Source organism: Azospirillum melinis, from assembly GCF_013340935.1.
In the GTDB taxonomy this organism is placed as follows: Bacteria; Pseudomonadota; Alphaproteobacteria; order Azospirillales; family Azospirillaceae; genus Azospirillum; species Azospirillum melinis.
Map to the genome: position 1 here is coordinate 53,739 of NZ_WHOS01000017.1, position 18,514 is coordinate 72,252.

At 69.2% G+C, this 18,514-nt stretch carries 19 protein-coding genes; 6 read left to right on the top strand and 13 right to left on the bottom strand.

Annotation, left to right across the window (positions count from 1 at the left end; all coding sequences use genetic code 11):
• The first annotated feature begins 116 nt into the window (after window positions 1–116).
• The gene (locus tag GBZ48_RS14995; RefSeq protein WP_174471767.1) at window positions 117–1,379 is read left to right on the top strand and encodes an ABC transporter substrate-binding protein; all 1,263 of its coding nucleotides are present in this window, start codon (window positions 117–119) and stop codon (window positions 1,377–1,379) included.
• A 175-nt stretch (window positions 1,380–1,554) separates the two neighbouring features.
• On the opposite strand, the gene GBZ48_RS15000 is transcribed toward GBZ48_RS14995, so the two are convergent.
• Both GBZ48_RS15000 and GBZ48_RS15005 read right to left on the bottom strand, forming a co-directional pair.
• The gene (locus tag GBZ48_RS15000; protein ID WP_174471768.1) at window positions 1,555–2,199 is read right to left on the bottom strand and encodes a trimeric intracellular cation channel family protein; all 645 of its coding nucleotides are present in this window, start codon (window positions 2,197–2,199) and stop codon (window positions 1,555–1,557) included.
• Between the two features lie 88 nt (window positions 2,200–2,287).
• Window positions 2,288–2,848, bottom strand: a complete 561-nt coding sequence (locus tag GBZ48_RS15005) for a hypothetical protein (protein ID WP_174471769.1) — start codon at window positions 2,846–2,848, stop codon at window positions 2,288–2,290.
• A gap of 178 nt (window positions 2,849–3,026) precedes the next feature.
• Between GBZ48_RS15005 and GBZ48_RS15010 the strand changes: the two genes are divergently transcribed.
• Window positions 3,027–5,465: a heavy metal translocating P-type ATPase gene (locus tag GBZ48_RS15010; RefSeq protein WP_174471770.1), complete on the top strand. Its 2,439-nt coding sequence runs from the start codon at window positions 3,027–3,029 to the stop codon at window positions 5,463–5,465.
• On the top strand, window positions 5,462–5,863 hold the full coding sequence (gene cueR / locus GBZ48_RS15015) for a Cu(I)-responsive transcriptional regulator (protein WP_425485996.1): 402 nt from the start codon (window positions 5,462–5,464) through the stop codon (window positions 5,861–5,863). Before GBZ48_RS15010 ends, cueR begins: the two co-directional genes overlap by 4 nt.
• 172 nt (window positions 5,864–6,035) lie before the next feature.
• On the opposite strand, the gene GBZ48_RS15020 is transcribed toward cueR, so the two are convergent.
• Both GBZ48_RS15020 and GBZ48_RS15025 read right to left on the bottom strand, forming a co-directional pair.
• Window positions 6,036–6,233, bottom strand: coding sequence for a hypothetical protein (locus tag GBZ48_RS15020; protein ID WP_174471771.1), 198 nt, complete (start codon window positions 6,231–6,233; stop codon window positions 6,036–6,038).
• 3 nt (window positions 6,234–6,236) lie between these two features.
• On the bottom strand, window positions 6,237–6,437 hold the full coding sequence (locus GBZ48_RS15025; RefSeq protein ID WP_174471772.1) for a hypothetical protein: 201 nt from the start codon (window positions 6,435–6,437) through the stop codon (window positions 6,237–6,239).
• A gap of 161 nt (window positions 6,438–6,598) precedes the next feature.
• On the opposite strand from GBZ48_RS15025, the gene GBZ48_RS15030 reads away from it, so the two are divergent.
• A complete protein-coding gene (locus GBZ48_RS15030; protein ID WP_174471773.1) occupies window positions 6,599–8,014 on the top strand; it encodes an MFS transporter in 1,416 nt (471 codons plus the stop codon).
• Window positions 8,015–8,018: 4 nt separating this feature from the next.
• Here GBZ48_RS15030 and GBZ48_RS15035 read toward each other — a convergent pair whose 3' ends face one another.
• The 4 genes from GBZ48_RS15035 to metX form a co-directional block, all read right to left on the bottom strand.
• Window positions 8,019–8,588 carry a PRC-barrel domain-containing protein gene (locus GBZ48_RS15035; protein WP_174471774.1) on the bottom strand — a complete coding sequence of 190 codons (570 nt, stop codon included), beginning with the start codon at window positions 8,586–8,588 and terminating at the stop codon, window positions 8,019–8,021.
• Between the two features lie 74 nt (window positions 8,589–8,662).
• The gene (locus tag GBZ48_RS15040; protein ID WP_174471775.1) at window positions 8,663–8,932 is read right to left on the bottom strand and encodes a DUF3072 domain-containing protein; all 270 of its coding nucleotides are present in this window, start codon (window positions 8,930–8,932) and stop codon (window positions 8,663–8,665) included.
• A gap of 77 nt (window positions 8,933–9,009) precedes the next feature.
• A complete protein-coding gene (metW, locus tag GBZ48_RS15045) occupies window positions 9,010–9,618 on the bottom strand; it encodes a methionine biosynthesis protein MetW (RefSeq protein WP_174471776.1) in 609 nt (202 codons plus the stop codon).
• A gap of 20 nt (window positions 9,619–9,638) precedes the next feature.
• The gene (gene metX / locus GBZ48_RS15050; protein ID WP_246307197.1) at window positions 9,639–10,853 is read right to left on the bottom strand and encodes a homoserine O-acetyltransferase MetX; all 1,215 of its coding nucleotides are present in this window, start codon (window positions 10,851–10,853) and stop codon (window positions 9,639–9,641) included.
• 177 nt (window positions 10,854–11,030) lie between these two features.
• Between metX and pheA the strand changes: the two genes are divergently transcribed.
• Both pheA and hisC read left to right on the top strand, forming a co-directional pair.
• Window positions 11,031–11,927 (top strand): chorismate mutase, encoded by an 897-nt coding sequence (gene pheA / locus GBZ48_RS15055; RefSeq protein ID WP_098737531.1) that lies wholly within the window; start codon window positions 11,031–11,033, stop codon window positions 11,925–11,927.
• Window positions 11,928–12,078: 151 nt separating this feature from the next.
• A complete protein-coding gene (gene hisC / locus GBZ48_RS15060) occupies window positions 12,079–13,170 on the top strand; it encodes a histidinol-phosphate transaminase (RefSeq protein ID WP_174471777.1) in 1,092 nt (363 codons plus the stop codon).
• Window positions 13,171–13,232: 62 nt separating this feature from the next.
• Here hisC and GBZ48_RS15065 read toward each other — a convergent pair whose 3' ends face one another.
• The 5 genes from GBZ48_RS15065 to GBZ48_RS15085 form a co-directional block, all read right to left on the bottom strand.
• A complete protein-coding gene (locus GBZ48_RS15065) occupies window positions 13,233–13,424 on the bottom strand; it encodes a DUF2283 domain-containing protein (protein WP_014188100.1) in 192 nt (63 codons plus the stop codon).
• A gap of 256 nt (window positions 13,425–13,680) precedes the next feature.
• Entirely contained in the window at window positions 13,681–14,961 is a 1,281-nt protein-coding gene (locus GBZ48_RS15070) for an amidohydrolase family protein (RefSeq protein ID WP_174471778.1), read from the bottom strand.
• Window positions 14,961–15,884: an ABC transporter permease gene (locus tag GBZ48_RS15075; protein ID WP_109050142.1), complete on the bottom strand. Its 924-nt coding sequence runs from the start codon at window positions 15,882–15,884 to the stop codon at window positions 14,961–14,963. Before GBZ48_RS15075 ends, GBZ48_RS15070 begins: the two co-directional genes overlap by 1 nt.
• A 6-nt stretch (window positions 15,885–15,890) precedes the next feature.
• Window positions 15,891–16,940: an ABC transporter permease gene (locus tag GBZ48_RS15080; protein WP_174471779.1), complete on the bottom strand. Its 1,050-nt coding sequence runs from the start codon at window positions 16,938–16,940 to the stop codon at window positions 15,891–15,893.
• Window positions 16,930–18,498 (bottom strand): ABC transporter ATP-binding protein, encoded by a 1,569-nt coding sequence (locus GBZ48_RS15085; RefSeq protein ID WP_174471780.1) that lies wholly within the window; start codon window positions 18,496–18,498, stop codon window positions 16,930–16,932. The genes GBZ48_RS15080 and GBZ48_RS15085 overlap by 11 nt, the downstream gene beginning before the upstream one ends.
• Window positions 18,499–18,514 lie beyond the last annotated feature (16 nt).

The following is an 18,514-nucleotide window of genomic DNA, read 5'->3' on the forward strand; positions in this document are numbered from 1 at the left end:
ACGAAGGGTGTCGGCGATTCCACTTTGACACGGAGGGGGGACGCGGTGAACTCTTCGGTCGATCAGAGCGGATCCGATCCGCAGTGCGTCCAGCCAAAAAAGGCCCCCGCAGCATCATGACCAACGACCATAAGAACCGTTCCACCGGAGGACTCGCCCTTACCCGCCGCACGCTGGGGCAGGCCGCCATCGCCGGCGGCGTGCTGGCCGGCTTCGGCCGTGCGCCGGTCTTCGCGCAGGACACCACGCTGAAGGTCGGCGTGCTGCTGCCGCGTTCCGGCCTGCTGGCCCAGGCCGGTCAGGCCTGCCAGCGCGGCGCCGACATCGCGCCTGCGGTGCTGTCCGAACTCGGCTACAAGGTCGAGGTGTTGTCGGCCGACACCGAATCGAACGCCGACGTCGCCCGTTCGCGCACGGAAAAGCTGATCAACGACGGCGCCCATGTCATCGTCGGCGCCTTCGACAGCGGCCAGACCGCCGCCGCCGCCCAGGTCTGCGAACAGCGCGGCGTGCCGCTGGTGATGAACATCGCCGCCGCCGACAAGCTGACCGAGCAAGGCTACAAGACCGTCTTCCGCAACTTCCCGACCTCCACCATGCTGGTGTCGAATGGGATGTCGCTGATGAAGGACCTGTTCGCCGCCACCGGCACCACCCCGAAGACGGCCGTGTTCCTGCACGCCAACGACACCTTCGGCATGGCGAACAAGGCCGCCATCGACGCGCTGTTCCCCAAGCTGGACATGCCGTTCCAGATCGTGGAGTCGATCTCCTACGATCCCAAGGCACAGGATCTGGCGGTCGAGGTGGCGAAGGCCAAGGGCACCGGGGCCGAGCTTGCCATCGTCACCACCCGCGCCAACGACGCCATCATGATGGTGCGCGAGATGGTGAAGCAGCGCTGGGAGCCCAAGGGCATCGTCTCCCCCGGTTCGCCCGGCCTCTATGACGAGCAGTTCTACAAGGTGCTGGGCAAGTACGCCGACTACGCCATCACCAACCTGCCCTGGTACGACCCCAAGGCGGCGATGACCAAGCGGGTCGAGGCGGCCTTCAAGAAGCAGTTCCCGAACGACCGGTTCGAGGGCTATGCCTTCAACGTCGCCTTCACCTTCGAGGCGATCCTGATTGCCGCCGACGCCTTCAAGCGCGCCGGCACGGCGGAAGCGTCGGCGATGCTGGCGGCCCTGCGCCAGACCAACCTGTCGGACAAGCTGATGGTCGGCCCGGCGATCACCTTCGACGACAAGGGCCAGAACACCAACCTGATCTCCGCCTGTATCCAGAACCACAAGCTGCGCCCGACCGTGGTGCTGCCGAAGGCGTCGGCCGAAGCCGACCCGGTGTTCCCGATGCCGGGCTGGGGCAAGCGGGCTTGATGTGAAGCGTCCCTGACTCTCCCTCTCCCGTCCCGGGAGAGGGAAGGGGCGCATGCGGAGCATGGGAAGGGTGAGGGGGATTCCAAGAATCGGGTCCATGTTCGGATCACCCCTGACCCTCCCCACGCCTTCGGCGCGGGTCCCCTCCCTCTCCCGGGGCGGGAGAGGGCCTACCTCAACTCCCCGGCGCCCTGGGTGCGCTCCAGTTGCGCAGCACGCTGACCACACGCAGCACGAACACCGCCAGCGCGCCGACCACCGCGACCGGCACCGGCGGCAGGTCCAGCCGCTGGCCAGCGATCACCACCGCGGCCCCCAGCAGCGAGGCCATGGCGTAGATTTCCTCGCGCAGCACCCGCGGCACCTCGGCGACCAGCAGATCGCGCACCGCTCCGCCGCCGCAGGCGGTCAGCGCTCCCAGCAGGGCGGCCGGCAACGGGCTCAAGCCATAGGACAGCGCCTTGCCACAGCCGGCGACGGTGAACAGCGCCAGCCCGGCGGCATCCAGCACCATCACCGGCTTGCCCAGCCGGTTGATCGGCTTGTGGAACAGGAAGGCGGTCATCCCGGCGGCGAGCGCCACCATCAGATAGCGGTCGTCATGCAGGCTGGCCGGCGGCAGCGCGCCGATCAGCAGGTCGCGCACCACGCCGCCGGCCAGCGCCGCCGCCAGCGACAGGACCATCACCCCGAACAGGTCCAGCCGCTTGCGCACCGCCAGCGTGCCGCCGCTGAGGCCGAAGACGAACACGCCGATGAAATCCATCACCGTCAGCAGGGCGGAGAGGTCGGTCGGCATCGGAATGGGAAGCGGCGGCATGGTCGGACTCGGGCAAGGTCGTGTGCCCACCGATTGAGCACAGCCGCCCCGGCCGCGCCAAGCAAAACCTCCGCTCCCGGAACCTCCGCTACACCGTGTCGGGCACAGACAGCCGGATGCCCATCCGCCGCGCTTCCAGCATGAAGGCGCGGGTCATCTGCAGCAGGTCGGTGCGCCAGTAGAGCTGGGTCAGTGGTTCGTCCAGGAAGTCTTCCGGCAGCATGGCGTAGCAATAGGTCTCCACCACCCGGATGTCCTGCTTCCAGGGGTCGACGCCGTCGCGCCAGCCGATGGTCCAGCCGGCATGGCCGGCGCCGATGGCCCAGCGTTCGAAATGCGGGGCGATGGTGTTGCTGTCGATGGGGTCCTTCACCGGCACCTGGTAGAGCGCGACGAAGCGCCGGACATTCAGCTGAAGCCGCATCAGCAGCGAATCGCCGAAGGCGCCGATGCGGTAGAGGCAGTCGGGCGAACCCGGGGCGTGGCTGAAGCTGACCTCCGCCCGCCGCAGTTCGCTCAGCGGCGTGGCGGACGGAGCATCGGCCAGCGGCGGCGTCTCATACTCGACGGCCCGCAGATCCTCTACCACGTCATGGGTCAGCATGTGGGAAACGCGGATCTGCGCCTCGGCGATGGTCAGGCGGGTCAAGGGGCTGGTCCCTTCGGGCAAGTTGCGCGGCGGTCAGGAGACGAACGCCCTCTCCGGCGATTTGTTCAGGAACCATTTGTTCAGGGAGCGGCCAATCTGCGGCGATCCGCCCCTTGACCTTCCAATTGCTGGAAGCCCCATATCCCGTCATGCCGAGCGGAATCGAAGGAGAACCGGCATGACCACGACCCAGCACAGCAGCAGCCCCTCAGCCACCGCCGATCTCGACCTCGGCGTGTCGGGCATGACCTGCGCCTCCTGCGTCCGCCGGGTGGAGAAGGCGCTGGGCCGGGTGCCGGGCGTCACCGCCGTGGCGGTCAATCTGGCGACGGAGCGGGCGAGGCTGAGCTTCGCCGGTCCGCCCGACGCCAGGGCCGCGGCGCAGGCGGTCGAGGCCGCCGGCTTCCACGCCGAACGGCGCGAGTTCGATCTGTCGGTCACCGGCATGACCTGCGCATCCTGCTCCGGTCGGGTGGAAAAGGCGCTGAACCGCTTGCCCGGCGTGGAGTCGGCGTCGGTCAATCTGGCGACCGAGCGCGCCCATGTCGTCGCCTTCGCCGGCAGCCTGGACACCGCCGATCTGGTCGCCGCGGTGGAAAAGGTCGGCTATGGCGCGGCTCCGGTCACCCAAGGCGGCGAACAGGCGGAAGAGGAGCTGCGGGCCGACCGCAGCCGGCGCGAGCTGCACCATGTGCTGATCGCCGCGGCGCTGTCGCTGCCGCTGCTGGCCGGCATGGCCGGCGACCTGTTCGGGGCCGACTGGATGCTGCCGGGTCCGGTCCAGCTGGGGCTTGCCAGCGTCGTGCAGTTCTGGCTCGGCGCGCGCTTCTACCGCGCCGGCTGGAACGCGCTGCGGGCGGGGGCCGGCAACATGGATCTGCTGGTGGCGCTCGGCACCTCGGCAGCCTGGGGGCTCAGCCTCTACCTGATGCTGACCGCGCATGCCGGCCACGAGCCGCATCTCTATTTCGAAGCCTCGTCGGTGCTGATCACCTTCGTGCTGTTCGGCAAATGGCTGGAGGCGCGGGCCAAGGGCCAGACCGCGGCGGCGATCCGCGCCCTGATGGATTTGCGCCCGGCAACCGCCCGTCTGCGCCGCGACGGCGTCGAGACCGAGGTGCCGGTGGAGCGCGTCCGTGTCGGCGACCATGTGGCGGTCCGCCCCGGCGAGCGGGTGCCGGTCGACGGCCGGGTGGTCGAGGGCAGCGGCGGCGTCGACGAATCGATGCTGACCGGCGAGAGCCTGCCGGTCGACAAGGAGCCCGGTGCCCGCGTCACCGGCGGCTCGATCAACGGCGACGGCCTGCTGGTGGTCGAGACCACGGCGGTCGGCACCGAGACCATGCTGGCGCAGATCGTCCGCATGGTGGAGGGCGCCCAGGCGTCGAAGGCGCCGATCCAGCGGCTGGTCGACCGGGTCAGCGCCGTGTTCGTCCCGGCGGTTCTGGCGGTGGCGGCGCTGACGCTCGCCGGCTGGTGGATCGTCGGCGGCGATCTGGAAACCGCCATCGTCACCGCCGTCTCGGTGCTGGTCATCGCCTGCCCCTGCGCGCTCGGTCTGGCGACGCCGACCGCGATCATGGTCGGCACCGGCGTCGCCGCCCGCCATGGCATCCTCATCAAGGACGCCGAGGCGCTGGAGCGCGCCCATGCCCTGACCGCCGTCGCCTTCGACAAGACCGGCACGCTGACCGAAGGCAAGCCGCGCGTCACCGACCTGATCCCCGCAGACGGCACCGACGGCGAAACCCTGCTGCGCCTTGCCGCCGCCCTCCAGGCCGGCAGCGAGCATCCGCTCGCCCATGCGCTGCGCGACCGCGCCGCCGCCGCCGGCATGGCGCCGGGATCGGCGGGCGATTTCCGCGCGCTGCCCGGCCGCGGCGTCGCCGGCACGGTGGCGGGACGGCGCCTGCAACTCGGCAATGCCCGCGCGGTGGCGGAGGCCGGCTTGCAGCCGGGCGCCCTCGCCGCGCGGGCGGAGGACCTGTCGGCGAACGGACGCACCCTGTCCTGGCTGATTGAGGTCGGCGAGACGCCGCGCCTGCTCGGCCTCGTCGCCTTCGGCGACACGGTGAAGGAGAGTGCCGTCACCGCCATCGCCTCGCTGAAGGCGCAGGGGGTGGAGCCGGTGATGGTGACCGGCGACGGCCAGGGTGCCGCCCGTTCAGTCGCTGCGGCGCTCGGCATCGAGCGGGTGTTCGCCGAGGTGCTGCCGGGCGACAAGGCCGCCGTGGTCGCGACCTTGAAGGGGGAGGGGAAAATCGTCGGCATGGTCGGCGACGGCATCAACGATGCGCCGGCGCTGGCTGCCGCCGATGTCGGCATCGCCATGGCGACCGGCACCGATGTGGCGATGCACAGCGCCAGCGTCACCCTGATGCGTGGCGACCCGCGTCTGGTCGCCGGCTCCATCGACGTGTCGCGCCGGACTTATGCGAAGATCCGCCAGGGGCTGTTCTGGGCCTTCGCCTACAATGTGATCAGCATCCCGCTGGCAGCGTCGGGCAACCTCAGCCCGGTGCTGGCGGGAGCGGCGATGGCGCTGAGTTCGGTCAGCGTGGTGGTGAACGCCCTGACCCTGCGCGGCTGGACGCCGCCGAAAAACGAGGACGCATGATGAAGGACGGCATGACCATCGGCGACGCCGCCAAGGCGTCGGGCGTCAACGCCAAGCTGATCCGCTATTACGAATCCATCGGCCTGATCCCGGAGGCCGGGCGGACGGCGTCGGGTTATCGCGTCTACAGCGACCGCGATGTGAATGTGCTGCGTTTCGTCAAGCGGGCGCGCACGCTGGGCTTCGGGATCGAGCGCATCCAGAAGCTGGTCGGGCTGTGGCAGGACCGCTCGCGGTGCAGCTCGGAGGTCAAGCGGATCGCGCTCCAGCACATCGACGAACTGGAGGCGAAGATCGCCGAATTGCAGGCGATGCGCGACACGCTGCACGAGCTTGCCGACGCCTGCCACGGCGACGAGCGGCCCGACTGCCCGATCTTGAAGGATCTGGCGTCGTAAGGGGAGTATCCCTCTCCCGCGCCGGGAGAGGGAAGGGGCCCAAGCGAAGCTTGGGAAGGGTGAGGGGTGATCCAAGGATCAGGGGCTCCATGTCCGGATAACCCCTCACCCTCCCCACGCCTGCGGCGCGGGTCCCCTCCCTCTCCCGGGGCGGGAGAGGGCCTTCCACCCCCTATCGCTTCGTCTTAGGATCGTGCGTGTGGTGGAGGTCGCGTTCGCCGCCGCCGCTGGAGCTGCCGGACTGGCGGCCGTTGGTCGGCTCACCCGGATGCGGGTGCTTTTCCGGATTGGCCGCCGGCTTGTCGGCGTTCTGCTGGCTGCTGCCGGGACCGCCATGGTGGCGGTCGGTCGCCTCATTGCGCTTGCTCATGCCTCACCGATCCTGCTGGTAGCCCTGGTGGGTGGTGTTTTGCCGGGTATTGCCGGGTTGGCCCTGTTCCTTGGTGTTGGGTGCGCCGCGGTTGCCGGCGCCGTCATCGGGCGAGGCGCTGGTCGCCGGCTCGCCGGGGCCCCCCTTGGTGCCTCCCTTGTCGCTGCGGCCCTCGGGCGGGACGGGCGGGATGTGCTTGGTCATGGTGGCGCTCCTTTTGTTGGCTCGCGTTTTCTTCCAACAGAAGGGCGGGGGAGGGGTTCCGGCCGGACATGGATCCAGCCTTGCGCTCGGCCTCCGCAATGCTTTCATGCGAAATTGCTGCGACCGCGCAGAGTGGATCGGACTCTATGCTGATCCCCACCATGCCAGATCTTCCCATCCAGCCTCTCGCCCCCGCCCAATCCGCGACCCGCAAGCCGCCCGTGACGGCGTCCGACGGACTGCCGATCCCGCAGCGCTATTGGGCGATGGCGGCGATGACCGTCGCGTTGATCATGGCGGTGCTGGACGGCGTGGTCGCCAACATCGCCCTGCCGACCATCCAGCGCGAGTTCGCGGTCGATGCCGCCAGCGCGATCTGGGTGGTCAACGCCTATCAGCTGGCGGTCACCGTCTCGCTGTTCCCGTTCGCGTCGCTGGGCGACATCATCGGTTACCGCAAGGTCTACTGGTTCGGGCTGGCGGTCTTCACCGTGGCGTCGCTGGCCTGCGCGCTGTCGCCGAACCTGCCGGTGCTGACCGCCGCCCGCGTGGTGCAGGGCATCGGCGGCGCCGGGATCATGAGCGTCAATCTGGCGCTGGTCCGCCACATCTACCCGTCCACCCATCTCGGCCGCGGCGTCGGCTACAACGCGATGATCGTCGCGGTGTCCTCCGCGGCGGGGCCCAGCCTTGCGGCGCTGATCCTGTCGGTGGCCTCTTGGCCCTGGCTGTTCGCCATCAATGTGCCGCTGGGGCTGGCGGCTCTGGCGGTGGCGGCGCGGGCGATGCCGGCGTCGAACCCGGCCGGTCACCGCTTCGACTGGCTGAGCGCCGCGCTGAACGCCGGCATGCTCGGCCTGCTGATCGTCGGCTTCAAGGGGGTGGACGGCAGCCAGCCCTACTGGCTGGTGGCGGCGGAACTGCTGGCGGCCCTGGCGCTCGGGGCGACGCTGGTGCGCCGTGAACTGGCACAGGCGGCGCCGTTGCTGCCGGTGGATCTGCTGCGCCGTCCGGTCTTCGCCCTGACGGTCGTGACTTCGGTCTGTTCCTTCGCCTCGCAGAACATCGTCTTCGTCGCGATGCCCTTCTTCTTCGAAGATGTGCTGAACCGGTCGCTGACCGAATCCGGCCTGCTGATGACGCCCTGGCCGCTGGTGGTGGCGCTGGTCGCCCCGATCTCCGGCCGGCTGGCCGACCGCTACGAGCCGACGCGGCTGGCGGCGGCGGGCCTGCTGGCCTTCGCCGCCGGTCTCGCTTTGATGGCGCTGCTGCCGTCCGACCCGTCGACGCTGGATGTGGTCTGGCGGATGGCGTTGGCCGGCTTCGGCTTCGGCCTGTTCCAGACCCCGAACAACAAGGTGCTGGTCAGCAGCGCGCCGAAGGAGCGCAGCGGCGGCGCCAGCGGCATCCAGGCGACCGGCCGGCTGTTGGGCCAGACGCTGGGCGCCGCCACGGTCGGACTGGTCTTCACCGCCATCGGCAAGGCAGACGGCAGCGTCGTGGTGCTGTGGCTGGGCGCCGGGTTGTGCCTCGTTGCCTGCCTGACCGGCATCTTCCGCCGCCGCCCGGCCGCCTGACCGATTACGGCTTGGGCTGCTGGCTTTCCGGCCGGGTCAGCGTCGGCTCGTCGCCATAGGCGAAGGTCGGCGCCTTGCCGAGGTCGGCCTGTCCGATGTCCAGCATCGGCCCGTCGGGACCGTTGGCGAGCGTGCCTGCCGGCACAGCCACCAGCTTCTCGCCCAGCCCCCGCACCTCGTTCGGCGCCACCACGATGCGGTCGATCCGGTCGCCGCTCCGGTCCATGGTGAAGTCGAGGATGCGGCCGGCCATCTGCCCGTCGCGGGTGCGCAACTCCGTCCCCACCATCGCCCGCGCCTGCTCGGGATTGAGTGCTGCGGAGGGCAACGCCGCCACCGGCGGCGACGAGCCCTGCGCGCCCGTCACAGGTGGGGCGGGGTTTTCGACCTCATGCGACGGCGCTTCGCCGCTGACCCCGGGCGGGGAGGCGATCTGCCCGGTTGCCGGCTGGTCGTCCGGACGCGGCGCGGTCATCAGCGGCGGCGAGGTGGCGACGCCCGGCGCGGTCTGGGCAAAAGCGGTGCCGGTCAGCAGCAGCGCCGCGGCCGGAACAAGCATGAGGGGGCGGAGCATGAGGGCGACCCTTCCGTTCGGATTCGGTATCGCCCTGGTTAACAGCGGAACCCGCCCGCAGGTTGCCGCCTGACTTATTTCCCGCGCCCGGTCTTGTCCTGAAGCGCGTCGATGCGCTTGGACGCTTCCGCCTTGGTCAGGCCGTCATCGAAGGATTCGCCAGCCTCTTCGCTCAGCGTCTTCAGGTACGAGGCCTGGGCGCCGGTCATCGGCTCGTCGCCGGTGGTCCAGTCGTCGGGGTTCTTGTCGCGGTTGGAATGATCGTCGCCGGTCTTCGGATTCTCGTGGTCGGCATGGTCGTGCCGGTCGGCGGCGTGATTATCGGCGGTGTGCTTGGTCGTCATGATCCGTGCCTCTCAAAAAGGAACATATCATGAACAAGCATGGAGGCGGAAGGTTCCCACACTCCGGCCCGAAAACCTCAGCCGTTCCGTCGCAGCAGGAAGACGCCCTGTTCGCCCAGCAGGTTGGCGAAGCCGGAATGGGCGTGGCTGGTCACCCGGCCGGCGCGGTCGATGATGCGGGTCTGCTCGATGGTGATGCCCATCTCCTCCGTCAGCACGACGAAGTCGCGCAGCGTGCAGAAATGGATGTTGGGCGTTTCCCACCACTGGTAGCCCAGCTTTTCCGTCACCGGCATGCGGCCGGTCAGCATCAGCTGCATGCGGACGCGCCAATAGCCGAAATTCGGCACCGACACGATGGCGCGTCGGCCGATGCGGCACAGCATCTCCAGCACGTCGCGAGGCTGCTTCATCGCCTGAAGCGTCTGGCCCAGGATGACGTAATCGAACGCCTCCGCCGGATAGTCCTTCAGGTCGGTCTCGGCATCGCCCTGGATCACCGACAGGCCGTGCGCCACGCACTGGCGCACGCCGTCCATGCTCAGTTCGATGCCGCGCCCGTCGACATTCTTGGTGTGGGATAGGTAATCCAGCAGGGCGCCGTCGCCGCAGCCGACGTCCAGCACGCGGCTGTTCGGCTCCACCATCTCGGCGATCAGCTTCAGGTCGTCGCGAATGTCCACCATGGTCGGTCCTTTTGCCCCACTCAACGCGCGCGGCGGCGGACGGACAGGCCGCGATGCTCGGCGCAGCCCTCCAGGAAGCCGTGGATGACCTGATGGAACTCCGGCTCGTCCAGCAGGAAGGCGTCGTGGCCCTTGTCGGTCTCGATCTCCACGAAGCTGACATTCGCAGCGACGGCGTTCAGCGCATGCACAATGGCCCGCGATTCCGAGGTCGGGAACAGCCAGTCGCTGGAGAAGCTGGCAAGGCAGAAGCGCACCGGCGTGGTCTTGCCCCCCGGCCGGAAGGCGTTGGCCAGCGTGCCCCCGGCGTCGGCGGCGAGGTCGAAATAATCCATCGCCCGCGTGATGTAGAGATAGGAGTTGGCGTCGAACCGCTCGACGAAGGCCGCCCCTTGGTAGCGCAGGTAGCTTTCCACTTGGAAATCGGCGTCGAAGCCGTAGGTGATCGCCTTGCGGTCCTGCAAATTGCGGCCGAACTTGCGGTGCAGGGCCGTTTCGGACAGGTAGGTGATGTGCGCCGCCATGCGGGCGACGGCCAGACCGGCCTCCGGCCTGGTGCCTTCCAGCAGATAGTTGCCGCCGCGCCATTCCGGGTCGGCCATGATCGCCTGGCGCCCGACCTCGTGGAAGGCGATGTTCTGCGCCGAATGGCGGGCGGCGGTGGCGATGGGCACCGCGGCGAACACCGATTCGGGATAGGCGACCGCCCATTGCAGCACCTGCATGCCGCCCATCGAGCCGCCGATGACGCAGAACAGCTTCTCGATGCCGAGATGCTCGACCAGCAGCTTCTGCGCCCGCACCATGTCGCCGATGGTCACCACCGGGAAGGACAGGCCATAGGGCTGGCCGGTGGCAGGATCGACATCCTTCGGCCCGGTGCTGCCCAGGCAGCCGCCCAGCACGTTGGAGCAGATGACGAAATAGCGGTCGGTGTCCACCGGCTTGCCGGGGCCGACCAGCATCTCCCACCAGCCGGGCTTGCCGGTGACCGGATGCCTCTCCATGACGAAATGGTCGCCGGTCAGGGCGTGGCAGATGAAGATCGCGTTGGACTTGTCGGCGTTCAGCGTGCCGTAGGTCTGGTAGGCGATCTGGAAGCCGCCGATCTCCACCCCGCTGTCCAGCCGCATCGGCCGGTCGACCGCCAGACGCACGCGCTTGCCCGGCATGACCTGTTCATTGGGGTCGTGGGCGGGAGCGTTGGGGGCGGAGCTGTCGAGGGCCGCGGACATCTCGTTTCGTGCCTTGTCGGAAGCCTTACGGCGCCTTGATGGAAACCGTCAGGGAGCTGTGGCGGAACGGGAGCGTATAGCTACGAAGCCGGCCTTCGGAGTGTCAATGTTTTCTTTGATTTCAGGGCGCATGCGGACTACTACTAACCGGCTCTGCATTCGATGGTTTTTTGACCCATGGCTTCCGCCCGGACCCCGCTCGACGATTTGCGCCGCGAAATCGACCAGATCGACGACGCGATCCATGACCTGCTGATGCGCCGCGCCGCCGTGGTGGAACGCATCGGGGCGGCCAAGGGCAATGGCGCGGCCGAAACCGGTGCCCAGCCCGTCTTCCTCCGCCCGGCGCGGGAGGCGACGATCCTGCGCCGCCTGATGGCCCGCCATGCCGGCACCTTCCCCGCCCAGGTCGTCGTCCGCATCTGGCGGGAGATGATCACCGCCTTCACCCGCATGCAGGGACCCTTCGCCGTCGCCGTCTATGCGCCGGAAGACCGCCGCGGCTTCTGGGACGTCGCCCGCGACCATTTCGGCGGCTTCGTGCCGATGACCGCCGTCAACACCCCGGCCGCAGCGCTCCGCGCCGTGTCGGAAGGGACGGCGACCGTCGCCGTAGTGCCCTATCCGGCCGAGGACGATTCCGATCCCTGGTGGCGCTTCCTGGTGTCGGCCGACGCCGGCCGGCCGCAGGTGGTGGCGCGTCTGCCCTTCGGCGGGCGCGGCAATGCCCGCGGCGAGAACCGCGACGCGCTCGCCATCGCCGCCGTCCCGCACGAGCCGACCGGCGACGACCGCACGCTGCTGAGCATCGAGATCGGCGGCGACCTCAGCCGCGGACGGCTGAAGGATTCGCTGGAGGCCTGCGGCCTGCCGCCGGTCGGCTTCTGCACCTGGCATCCGGCCGGCCACGCCACCGGGATGAGCGGCGGCGGCCCGTCGGTCCATCTGGTCGAGATCGCCGACTTCGTCGGGCAGGGCGACCCCCGCCTCGCCAAGCTGCTGGAACGCTCGGGCGACATCCCGGTGCGGGTCAACGTCGTCGGCGGCTATGCCGTGCCGCTCGCTCTGGGCTGATGTGCGCGAATGAGGCGAGCCGCCGGGGCGGCTCCTGCCTTATCCTGCCGGCCCTCCGTGAAACAATGGAACAGTGCCGTCGGCAGTGTTCCATCCTGTTCCACCCCATCCATGAACCGCCCATCCACCATCGTCGGAAGGTAAGCAGACCATGACCCAGCCGAACGGCCCGCAGCCGCGTCCGGGGATTCTCGACATCGCCGCCTATGTCGGCGGCGAGCATCAGGGTCATATCCGCCTCGCCTCCAACGAAGGGGCGCTGGGGCCGAGCCCGAAGGCGATGGACGCCTACGCGGCGGCGGCCTCCACGCTGCACCGCTATCCGGACGGCGGCTCGGCGGCGCTGCGCGGCGCCATCGCCAAGCGCTTCAACCTGGATGCCGACCGCATCGTCTGCGGCGCCGGGTCGGACGAGATCATCAGCCTGCTGATCCGTTCCTATGCCGGGCCGGGCGACGAGGTGCTGTATTCGCAGTACGGCTTCCTGATGTATCCGATCGGTGCCAAGTCGGTCGGCGCCACCCCGGTGACCGCGCCGGAGGACGGGCTGACCGCCAGCGTCGACAATCTGCTGGCCCGCGTCACCCCGCGCACCCGTCTGGTCTTCCTCGCCAACCCGAACAACCCGACCGGCACCTATCTGCCGGCGTCGGAGGTGGCGCGTCTGCATGCCGGCCTGCCGCCGGACGTTATCCTGGTCATCGACGCGGCCTATGCCGAATACATGAACAAGGACGACTACACCGCCGGCGAGGAGCTGGTAGAGCAGTTCCCCAACGTGGTGATGACCCGCACCTTCTCGAAGATCTTCGCGTTGGGCTCGCTGCGCATCGGCTGGTGCTATGGGCCGGCCGGGATCGTCGACGTGCTGAACCGGGTGCGCGGTCCCTTCAACGTGTCGAATGCCGCCCATGTCGCCGGCGTCGCCGCGGTTGAGGATGCCGAGTTCCTCGACCGCTCCCGCCGCCACAATGAGCAGTGGCGCGAGTGGTTCTCCGCCACCGTGCGGGAGCTGGGCCTGACGGTGCACCCCAGCGTGACCAACTTCGTGCTGGTCGATTTCAAGGGCCAGCCCGCCGGCAAGGACGACGCCGAGGCCGCTCGCCAGTTCCTCAAGGCCCGCGGCATCCTGGTCCGCCAGATGCCGTCCTACGGCCTGCCGAGCTGCCTGCGCGTCACCATCGGCACCGAGCAGGAAATGCGCGCGGTGGCCGACGCGCTGCGGGACTTCCTGAAGGCGTAACGGCTTTCAGCCTGGAAAAAAGCCCGCCGGAACGGCCGTTCCGGCGGGCTTTTTCCGGGTTCTTACTCTGCGGCGATGGGTATTGCGCCGGCTGCCATCTTCTCTTTTGCGTTGAGAACTTCGAGAGCGACGATCCGGTTCTGATCGTCGAAATCCAGAATGATGCCCGGCGCGACCTCCTGGGAATCGATGATGGTGCCCTCCGAAAAGCGCACGAACAGCGCGTCGGCTTCGGGATCGTATCGCGAGTTCATAGCTTGGCTCCCCGGTCGAGAAAGGCCGTGATGACCAGTATATCCGCACCGTCCCGTCGATGAACAACCCGGATGATCCGGTTGCCGGCTTCCGGGATTGCCTTGAACGACCGCCATACGTCCGGTCCGCTGGGGTCGGCTTCGATCCTGTCGGGGCCCTCAATGGCGCTCGACCCATTCAAGAGCCAACCCCCGCTCTTGAATCGTTAAGCGGGCATGCGCGGTCAGGCTGAGCCACATTGGCGCTGGCTCGCTCTCAACCCCGGTTCAGCAGGAAATCGACCGTTTCCGGCCGACCCGGCAGGCCGAGCTTCGCCTGCACCGGTTCGCAGCGGCTGACGATCCGGCCGCGGCGCAGCACGAACAGGCGGGCGGCGCGGGTGCGGATCGCCTCCACCGGGTTGCCGGCCTGGAGCACCACCAGATCGGCGTTGCAGCCGGGCTCCAGCCCGTAGCCGTCCAGGTGCAGCAGATTGGCCGGGTTGACAGTCACCGCGTCGAAGGCGGCCTTGATGCCGTCCTGGCCGGTCATCTGGCCGACATGCAGGCCCATATGCGCCACCTCCAGCATTTCGCCGGAGCCCAGCGGATACCAGGGATCCATCACGCAGTCATGTCCGAAGGCGACGGTCAGTCCGGCCGCCATCAGCTCCGGCACGCGGGTCATGCCGCGGCGCTTGGGATAGGTGTCGTGGCGGCCCTGGAGGACGATGTTGATCAGCGGATTGGCGATCACCCCCAGCCGCGCCTCCGCCATCAGCGGGATGAGCTTGGAGACATAGTAATTGTCCATCGAGTGCATGGAGGTCAGATGCGACCCCGTCACCCGGCCGTGCAGCCCCAGCCGCTGCGTCTCGTAGGCCAGCGTCTCGACATGGCGGGACAGCGGGTCGTCGCTCTCGTCGCAATGCATGTCGACCAGCAGCCCGCGTTCCGCCGCGATCTCGCAGAGCAGCCGGACCGAAGCTGCGCCATCAGCCATGGTGCGCTCGAAATGCGGGATGCCGCCGACCACGTCGACGCCCATGTCGAGCGCCCGGATCAACAACTCCTTGGCTCCGGCCGAGCGGAGAACGCCGTCCTGCGGGAAGGCGACCAGCTGCAGATCGAGATAGGGGGCGACGCGCTTCTTGACGTCCAGCAGCGCCTCGGTGGCCAGCAGGCGCGGATCGCAGATGTCGACATGGCTGCGGATCGCCAGCAGCCCGCGCCCGACCGCCCAGTCGCAGTAAGCGAGCGCCCGCTCGACGATGGCGTCCTGCACCAGCTGCGGCTTCAGCTCGCCCCACAGCGCGATGCCTTCCAGCAGGGTGCCGCTCTGGTTCACCCGCGGCAGGCCATAGCTGAGCGTGCTGTCCATATGGAAATGGGCATCGACGAAGGGCGGGCTGACCAGCCGGCCGGTGGCGTCGATCTCCGCCGCCGCTTCGCCCGCCAGATTCGCTTCCACCGCGGCGATGCGGCCGTCCTTGATGCCGATGTCGATGCCGCTGCGGCCATCCGGCAGGGTGGCGCGGCGCAGGATCAGGTCGAACATCAGCGTTCTCCTTTGCGGTACGGGATCATCAGGGCACGTGGGTAGGAGGCCCGGCGGGCCACCAGCACCAGCGCCAGGATGCTCAGCAGATAGGGCATCATCAGGAACAGCTGGTAGGGCAGGACGCCGCCGCTCGCCTGCTGCAACCGCAGTTGCAGCGCGTCGAACACCGCGAACAGCAGGGCGCCGAGCAGAGCCTTGCCCGGCCGCCAGGAGGCGAAGACCACCAGCGCGATGCAGATCCAGCCGCGACCGTTGACCATGTTGAAGAAGAAGGCGTTGAAGGCCGACAGCGTCAGGAAGGCACCGGCCAGCGCCATCAGCGCGCTGCCCGCCACCACCGCGCCGATGCGGATGGCGGTGACGTTCAGCCCCTGCGCCTCGGCGGCGGCCGGATTCTCGCCGACCATGCGCACCGCCAGCCCGACCGGCGTACGGTACAGGACATAGGCGACGACCGCGACCAGCAGGAAGGCAAGGTAGGTCAGCGGAGTCTGGGCCAGGGCTCCCGGCAGGGCCAGCGGCTGGAACGGCTCGACGGTCGGCGGGGTGCTGGCCTGCGGCAGGACGAGGCGGTAGACGAAATAGGACAGGCTGGTGCCCAGCAGGGTCACGCCGATACCGGTCACATGCTGCGACAGGCCGAGCGGCACCGTCAGCGCCGCATGCAGCAGGCCGAGCAGCGCGCCGCAGGCGGCGGCTGCCAGCACGCCGGTCCACAGGTCGGCCCCCTGGTAGACCGCCATCCAGCCGGCCATGGCGCCCAGCGTCATGATGCCTTCGATGCCGAGATTCAGCACGCCGGCCCGCTCGCACACCAGCTCGCCCAGCGTGCCCAGCACATAGGGGGTGGCGATGCGCAGCACCGCGGTCCAGAAGGCGGCCGACAGCAGGATGTCGAGGATGATCGACAGGAAATCCATGACCCCTTACCCCCGCCGCAGCCGGTAGCGTGCCAGCAGCCCGGCGACCAGCATGCAGAGCAGGCTGGTTGCGACCAGGACGTCGGCGATGTAGTTGGGAACCGGCATGGCGCGGCTCATGGCATCGGCGCCGACGAAGATGCCGGCGATGAACAGCGCGGCCCCGACGACCCCGATGGGATGCAGCTGTGCCAGCATGGCGACGACGATGCCGCTGTAGCCGAAGCCCGGCGACAGGTCGAGCGTCAGATAGCCTTTCAGCCCGCAGACCTCCGCCGCCCCGGCCAGCCCGGCGAGCCCGCCCGACAGCAGGGCGGTGCGCAGCATGACCCGCGTCACCGGCATGCCGGCGAAGGCGGCGGCGCGCGGGTTGGCGCCGACCGCCCGGTTCTCGTAGCCCCAGATGGTGCGGGTGTCGATCAGCCACAGCAGGACTGACAGGCCGAGCGCGATGGCGAGCCCGGCATGCAGACGGGTGCGCGCCACCAGCTTGGGCAGTTCCGCCGCCTCGACCACGGGGGCCGACTGCGGCCAGCCCATGCCCATAGGATCCTTCAAGGCCCCTTCCAGCAGCAGCGACACCAGCAGCAGGACGACAAAGTTCAGCAGCAGGGTTGTCACCACCTCGTCGACGCCGAAGCGGACCTTCAGCACGGCGGGGCCGAGCAGGGTGACGCCGCCGGCAGCCATGCCGGCGATCATCACCGCCGGGATCAGCGCCCAGGCCGGCAGGTCGAGCATGCCGCCGCCGACCACCACGGCGGCCAGCGCGCCCATGTAGAGCTGCCCCTCCGCCCCGATGTTCCACAGCTTGGCGCGGAAGGCGACGGCGGCGGCCAGCCCGGTCAGGATCAGCGGGGTGGCGCGGGTCAGCGTCTCGGTCAGGGCGAAGCGGGAGCCGATGGCACCTTCGAACAGCAGGCCGTAGGCGCGCAGTACCGGCGCGCCGGTCCAGGCGACCAGCAGGGCGCAGAGCGCCAGCGCCGCCACGACGGCGCCCACCGGCGCCAGCAGCCGCAGGGCGAGCGGGGTATCGGTGCGCGGTTCAAGCCGCATGAACGGTCTCCGGCAGGATGTCGCGCAGGATGTCCCAATGCCCGGCCATCAGCAGGCCGAGCTGGCTGACCGACACCCGGTCATGCGGCAGCAGCGGGGTGAGGCGCCCGTGATAGGCGACGGTGACGCAGTCGGCCAGCGCCAGGATCTCGTCCAGATCCTCGGAGATCAGCAGGATGCCGGCCCCGGCGGCGCGGGCGTCGAGCAGCCGGCTGTGGACGTAGGACACCGCACCGATGTCGAGCCCGCGCGTCGGCTGGCTCGCCAGGATCAGGTCCGGCCCATGGGCCAGCGTGCGGCCCAGGATCAGCTTCTGCATGTTGCCGCCCGACAGCAGCTGCGTGCGGGCATCCGGACCGGGGCAACGGACGTCGAACTCCTCAATCACCTCGCGGGCGTAGGCCCGCGCCGCGCTGCGCCGCAGCACGCCGAGGCGGGAGAAGGATGAGTCGCGATAGCGCTCGGCGATCAGGTTTTCCCACACCGCCATGGTGCCGACCAGACCGGCGCTGTGCCGGTCCTCCGGGATGCGGGCGACGCCGCGCCGGACCATGTCGGCGGGGTCGCCATGCTCCACCACGCTGCCCTTCAGGGACAGCCGGCCGGAGTCGGGGCGGATCAGGCCGCTGACCAGCTCGGCCAGCGCCGTCTGGCCGTTGCCGGACACACCAGCGATGCCGACCACCTGATGGCGGCACACCGTCAGGTCGACCCTGTCCAGCAGCGGGCGGCCATGGCCCGAAGCGACGGTGACGCCGGCCAACTCCAGCACCGGTTCGCCGGGGCTGAGCGGGGCGGGGGCCGGCGGCTTGACGCTGCGGCCGACCATCAGCTCGGCCAGCTTGGCGCGGTCGGTGGAGGCGGTGGCGTGGGTGGCGACCAGCTTGCCGGCGCGCAGCACGGCGACGGTGTCGCTGGCGGCGAAGACCTCGTTCATCTTGTGGCTGATGAAGACGACGGCGAGCCCGTCGGCGGTCAGCCGGCGCAGCGTCTCGAACAGCCCGGCCGATTCCTGCGGCGTCAGCACCGCGGTCGGTTCGTCCAGGATCAGGATGCGGGCGTCGCGGTAGAGTGCCTTCAGGATTTCCGCCCGCTGGCGCTCGCCGACCGACAGCTCGCCGACCGGCGCGTCCGGCCGCACCTCCAGCCCGAAGCGCTGGGACAGGTCGAGCAGACGGCGGCGGGCGGCGCCCCGGTCGGAGCGCCAGCGCCACAGCAATTCGGTGCCGACGGCGATGTTGTCCAGCACCGACAGGTTGTCCGCCAGCGTGAAATGCTGGTGGACCATGCCTATGCCGGCCTCCAGCGCCGCGCGGGGAGACCCCGGCGGCAGCGGGCGCCCGAACGCCTCGATGGTGCCCTCGTCGGCGACGTAATGGCCGAAGAGGATGTTCATCAGGGTCGTCTTGCCGGCGCCGTTCTCGCCAAGCAGGGCCAGCACCTCGCCGGCGTGGAGCGTCAGCGAGATGTTGTCGTTGGCGAGCAGCGGACCGAACCGCTTGGAAATGCCGGCGAGCCGGAGGACGACCTCCGGCCCGCCTTTTACGGGTGATGACATTGCGGATACGCCGGGC

Coding starts and splice junctions, on each gene's coding strand:
- GBZ48_RS14995 (WP_174471767.1), top strand. CDS start 117: ATGACCAACGACCATAAGAACCGTTCCACCGGAGGACTCGCCCTTACC.
- GBZ48_RS15000 (WP_174471768.1), bottom strand. CDS start 2,199: ATGCCGCCGCTTCCCATTCCGATGCCGACCGACCTCTCCGCCCTGCTG.
- GBZ48_RS15010 (WP_174471770.1), top strand. CDS start 3,027: ATGACCACGACCCAGCACAGCAGCAGCCCCTCAGCCACCGCCGATCTC.
- cueR (WP_425485996.1), top strand. CDS start 5,462: ATGATGAAGGACGGCATGACCATCGGCGACGCCGCCAAGGCGTCGGGC.
- GBZ48_RS15020 (WP_174471771.1), bottom strand. CDS start 6,233: ATGAGCAAGCGCAATGAGGCGACCGACCGCCACCATGGCGGTCCCGGC.
- GBZ48_RS15025 (WP_174471772.1), bottom strand. CDS start 6,437: ATGACCAAGCACATCCCGCCCGTCCCGCCCGAGGGCCGCAGCGACAAG.
- GBZ48_RS15030 (WP_174471773.1), top strand. CDS start 6,599: ATGCCAGATCTTCCCATCCAGCCTCTCGCCCCCGCCCAATCCGCGACC.
- GBZ48_RS15035 (WP_174471774.1), bottom strand. CDS start 8,588: ATGCTCCGCCCCCTCATGCTTGTTCCGGCCGCGGCGCTGCTGCTGACC.
- GBZ48_RS15040 (WP_174471775.1), bottom strand. CDS start 8,932: ATGACGACCAAGCACACCGCCGATAATCACGCCGCCGACCGGCACGAC.
- metW (WP_174471776.1), bottom strand. CDS start 9,618: ATGGTGGACATTCGCGACGACCTGAAGCTGATCGCCGAGATGGTGGAG.
- metX (WP_246307197.1), bottom strand. CDS start 10,853: ATGTCCGCGGCCCTCGACAGCTCCGCCCCCAACGCTCCCGCCCACGAC.
- pheA (WP_098737531.1), top strand. CDS start 11,031: ATGGCTTCCGCCCGGACCCCGCTCGACGATTTGCGCCGCGAAATCGAC.
- hisC (WP_174471777.1), top strand. CDS start 12,079: ATGACCCAGCCGAACGGCCCGCAGCCGCGTCCGGGGATTCTCGACATC.
- GBZ48_RS15065 (WP_014188100.1), bottom strand. CDS start 13,424: ATGAACTCGCGATACGATCCCGAAGCCGACGCGCTGTTCGTGCGCTTT.
- GBZ48_RS15070 (WP_174471778.1), bottom strand. CDS start 14,961: ATGTTCGACCTGATCCTGCGCCGCGCCACCCTGCCGGATGGCCGCAGC.
- GBZ48_RS15075 (WP_109050142.1), bottom strand. CDS start 15,884: ATGGATTTCCTGTCGATCATCCTCGACATCCTGCTGTCGGCCGCCTTC.
- GBZ48_RS15080 (WP_174471779.1), bottom strand. CDS start 16,940: ATGCGGCTTGAACCGCGCACCGATACCCCGCTCGCCCTGCGGCTGCTG.
- GBZ48_RS15085 (WP_174471780.1), bottom strand. CDS start 18,498: ATGTCATCACCCGTAAAAGGCGGGCCGGAGGTCGTCCTCCGGCTCGCC.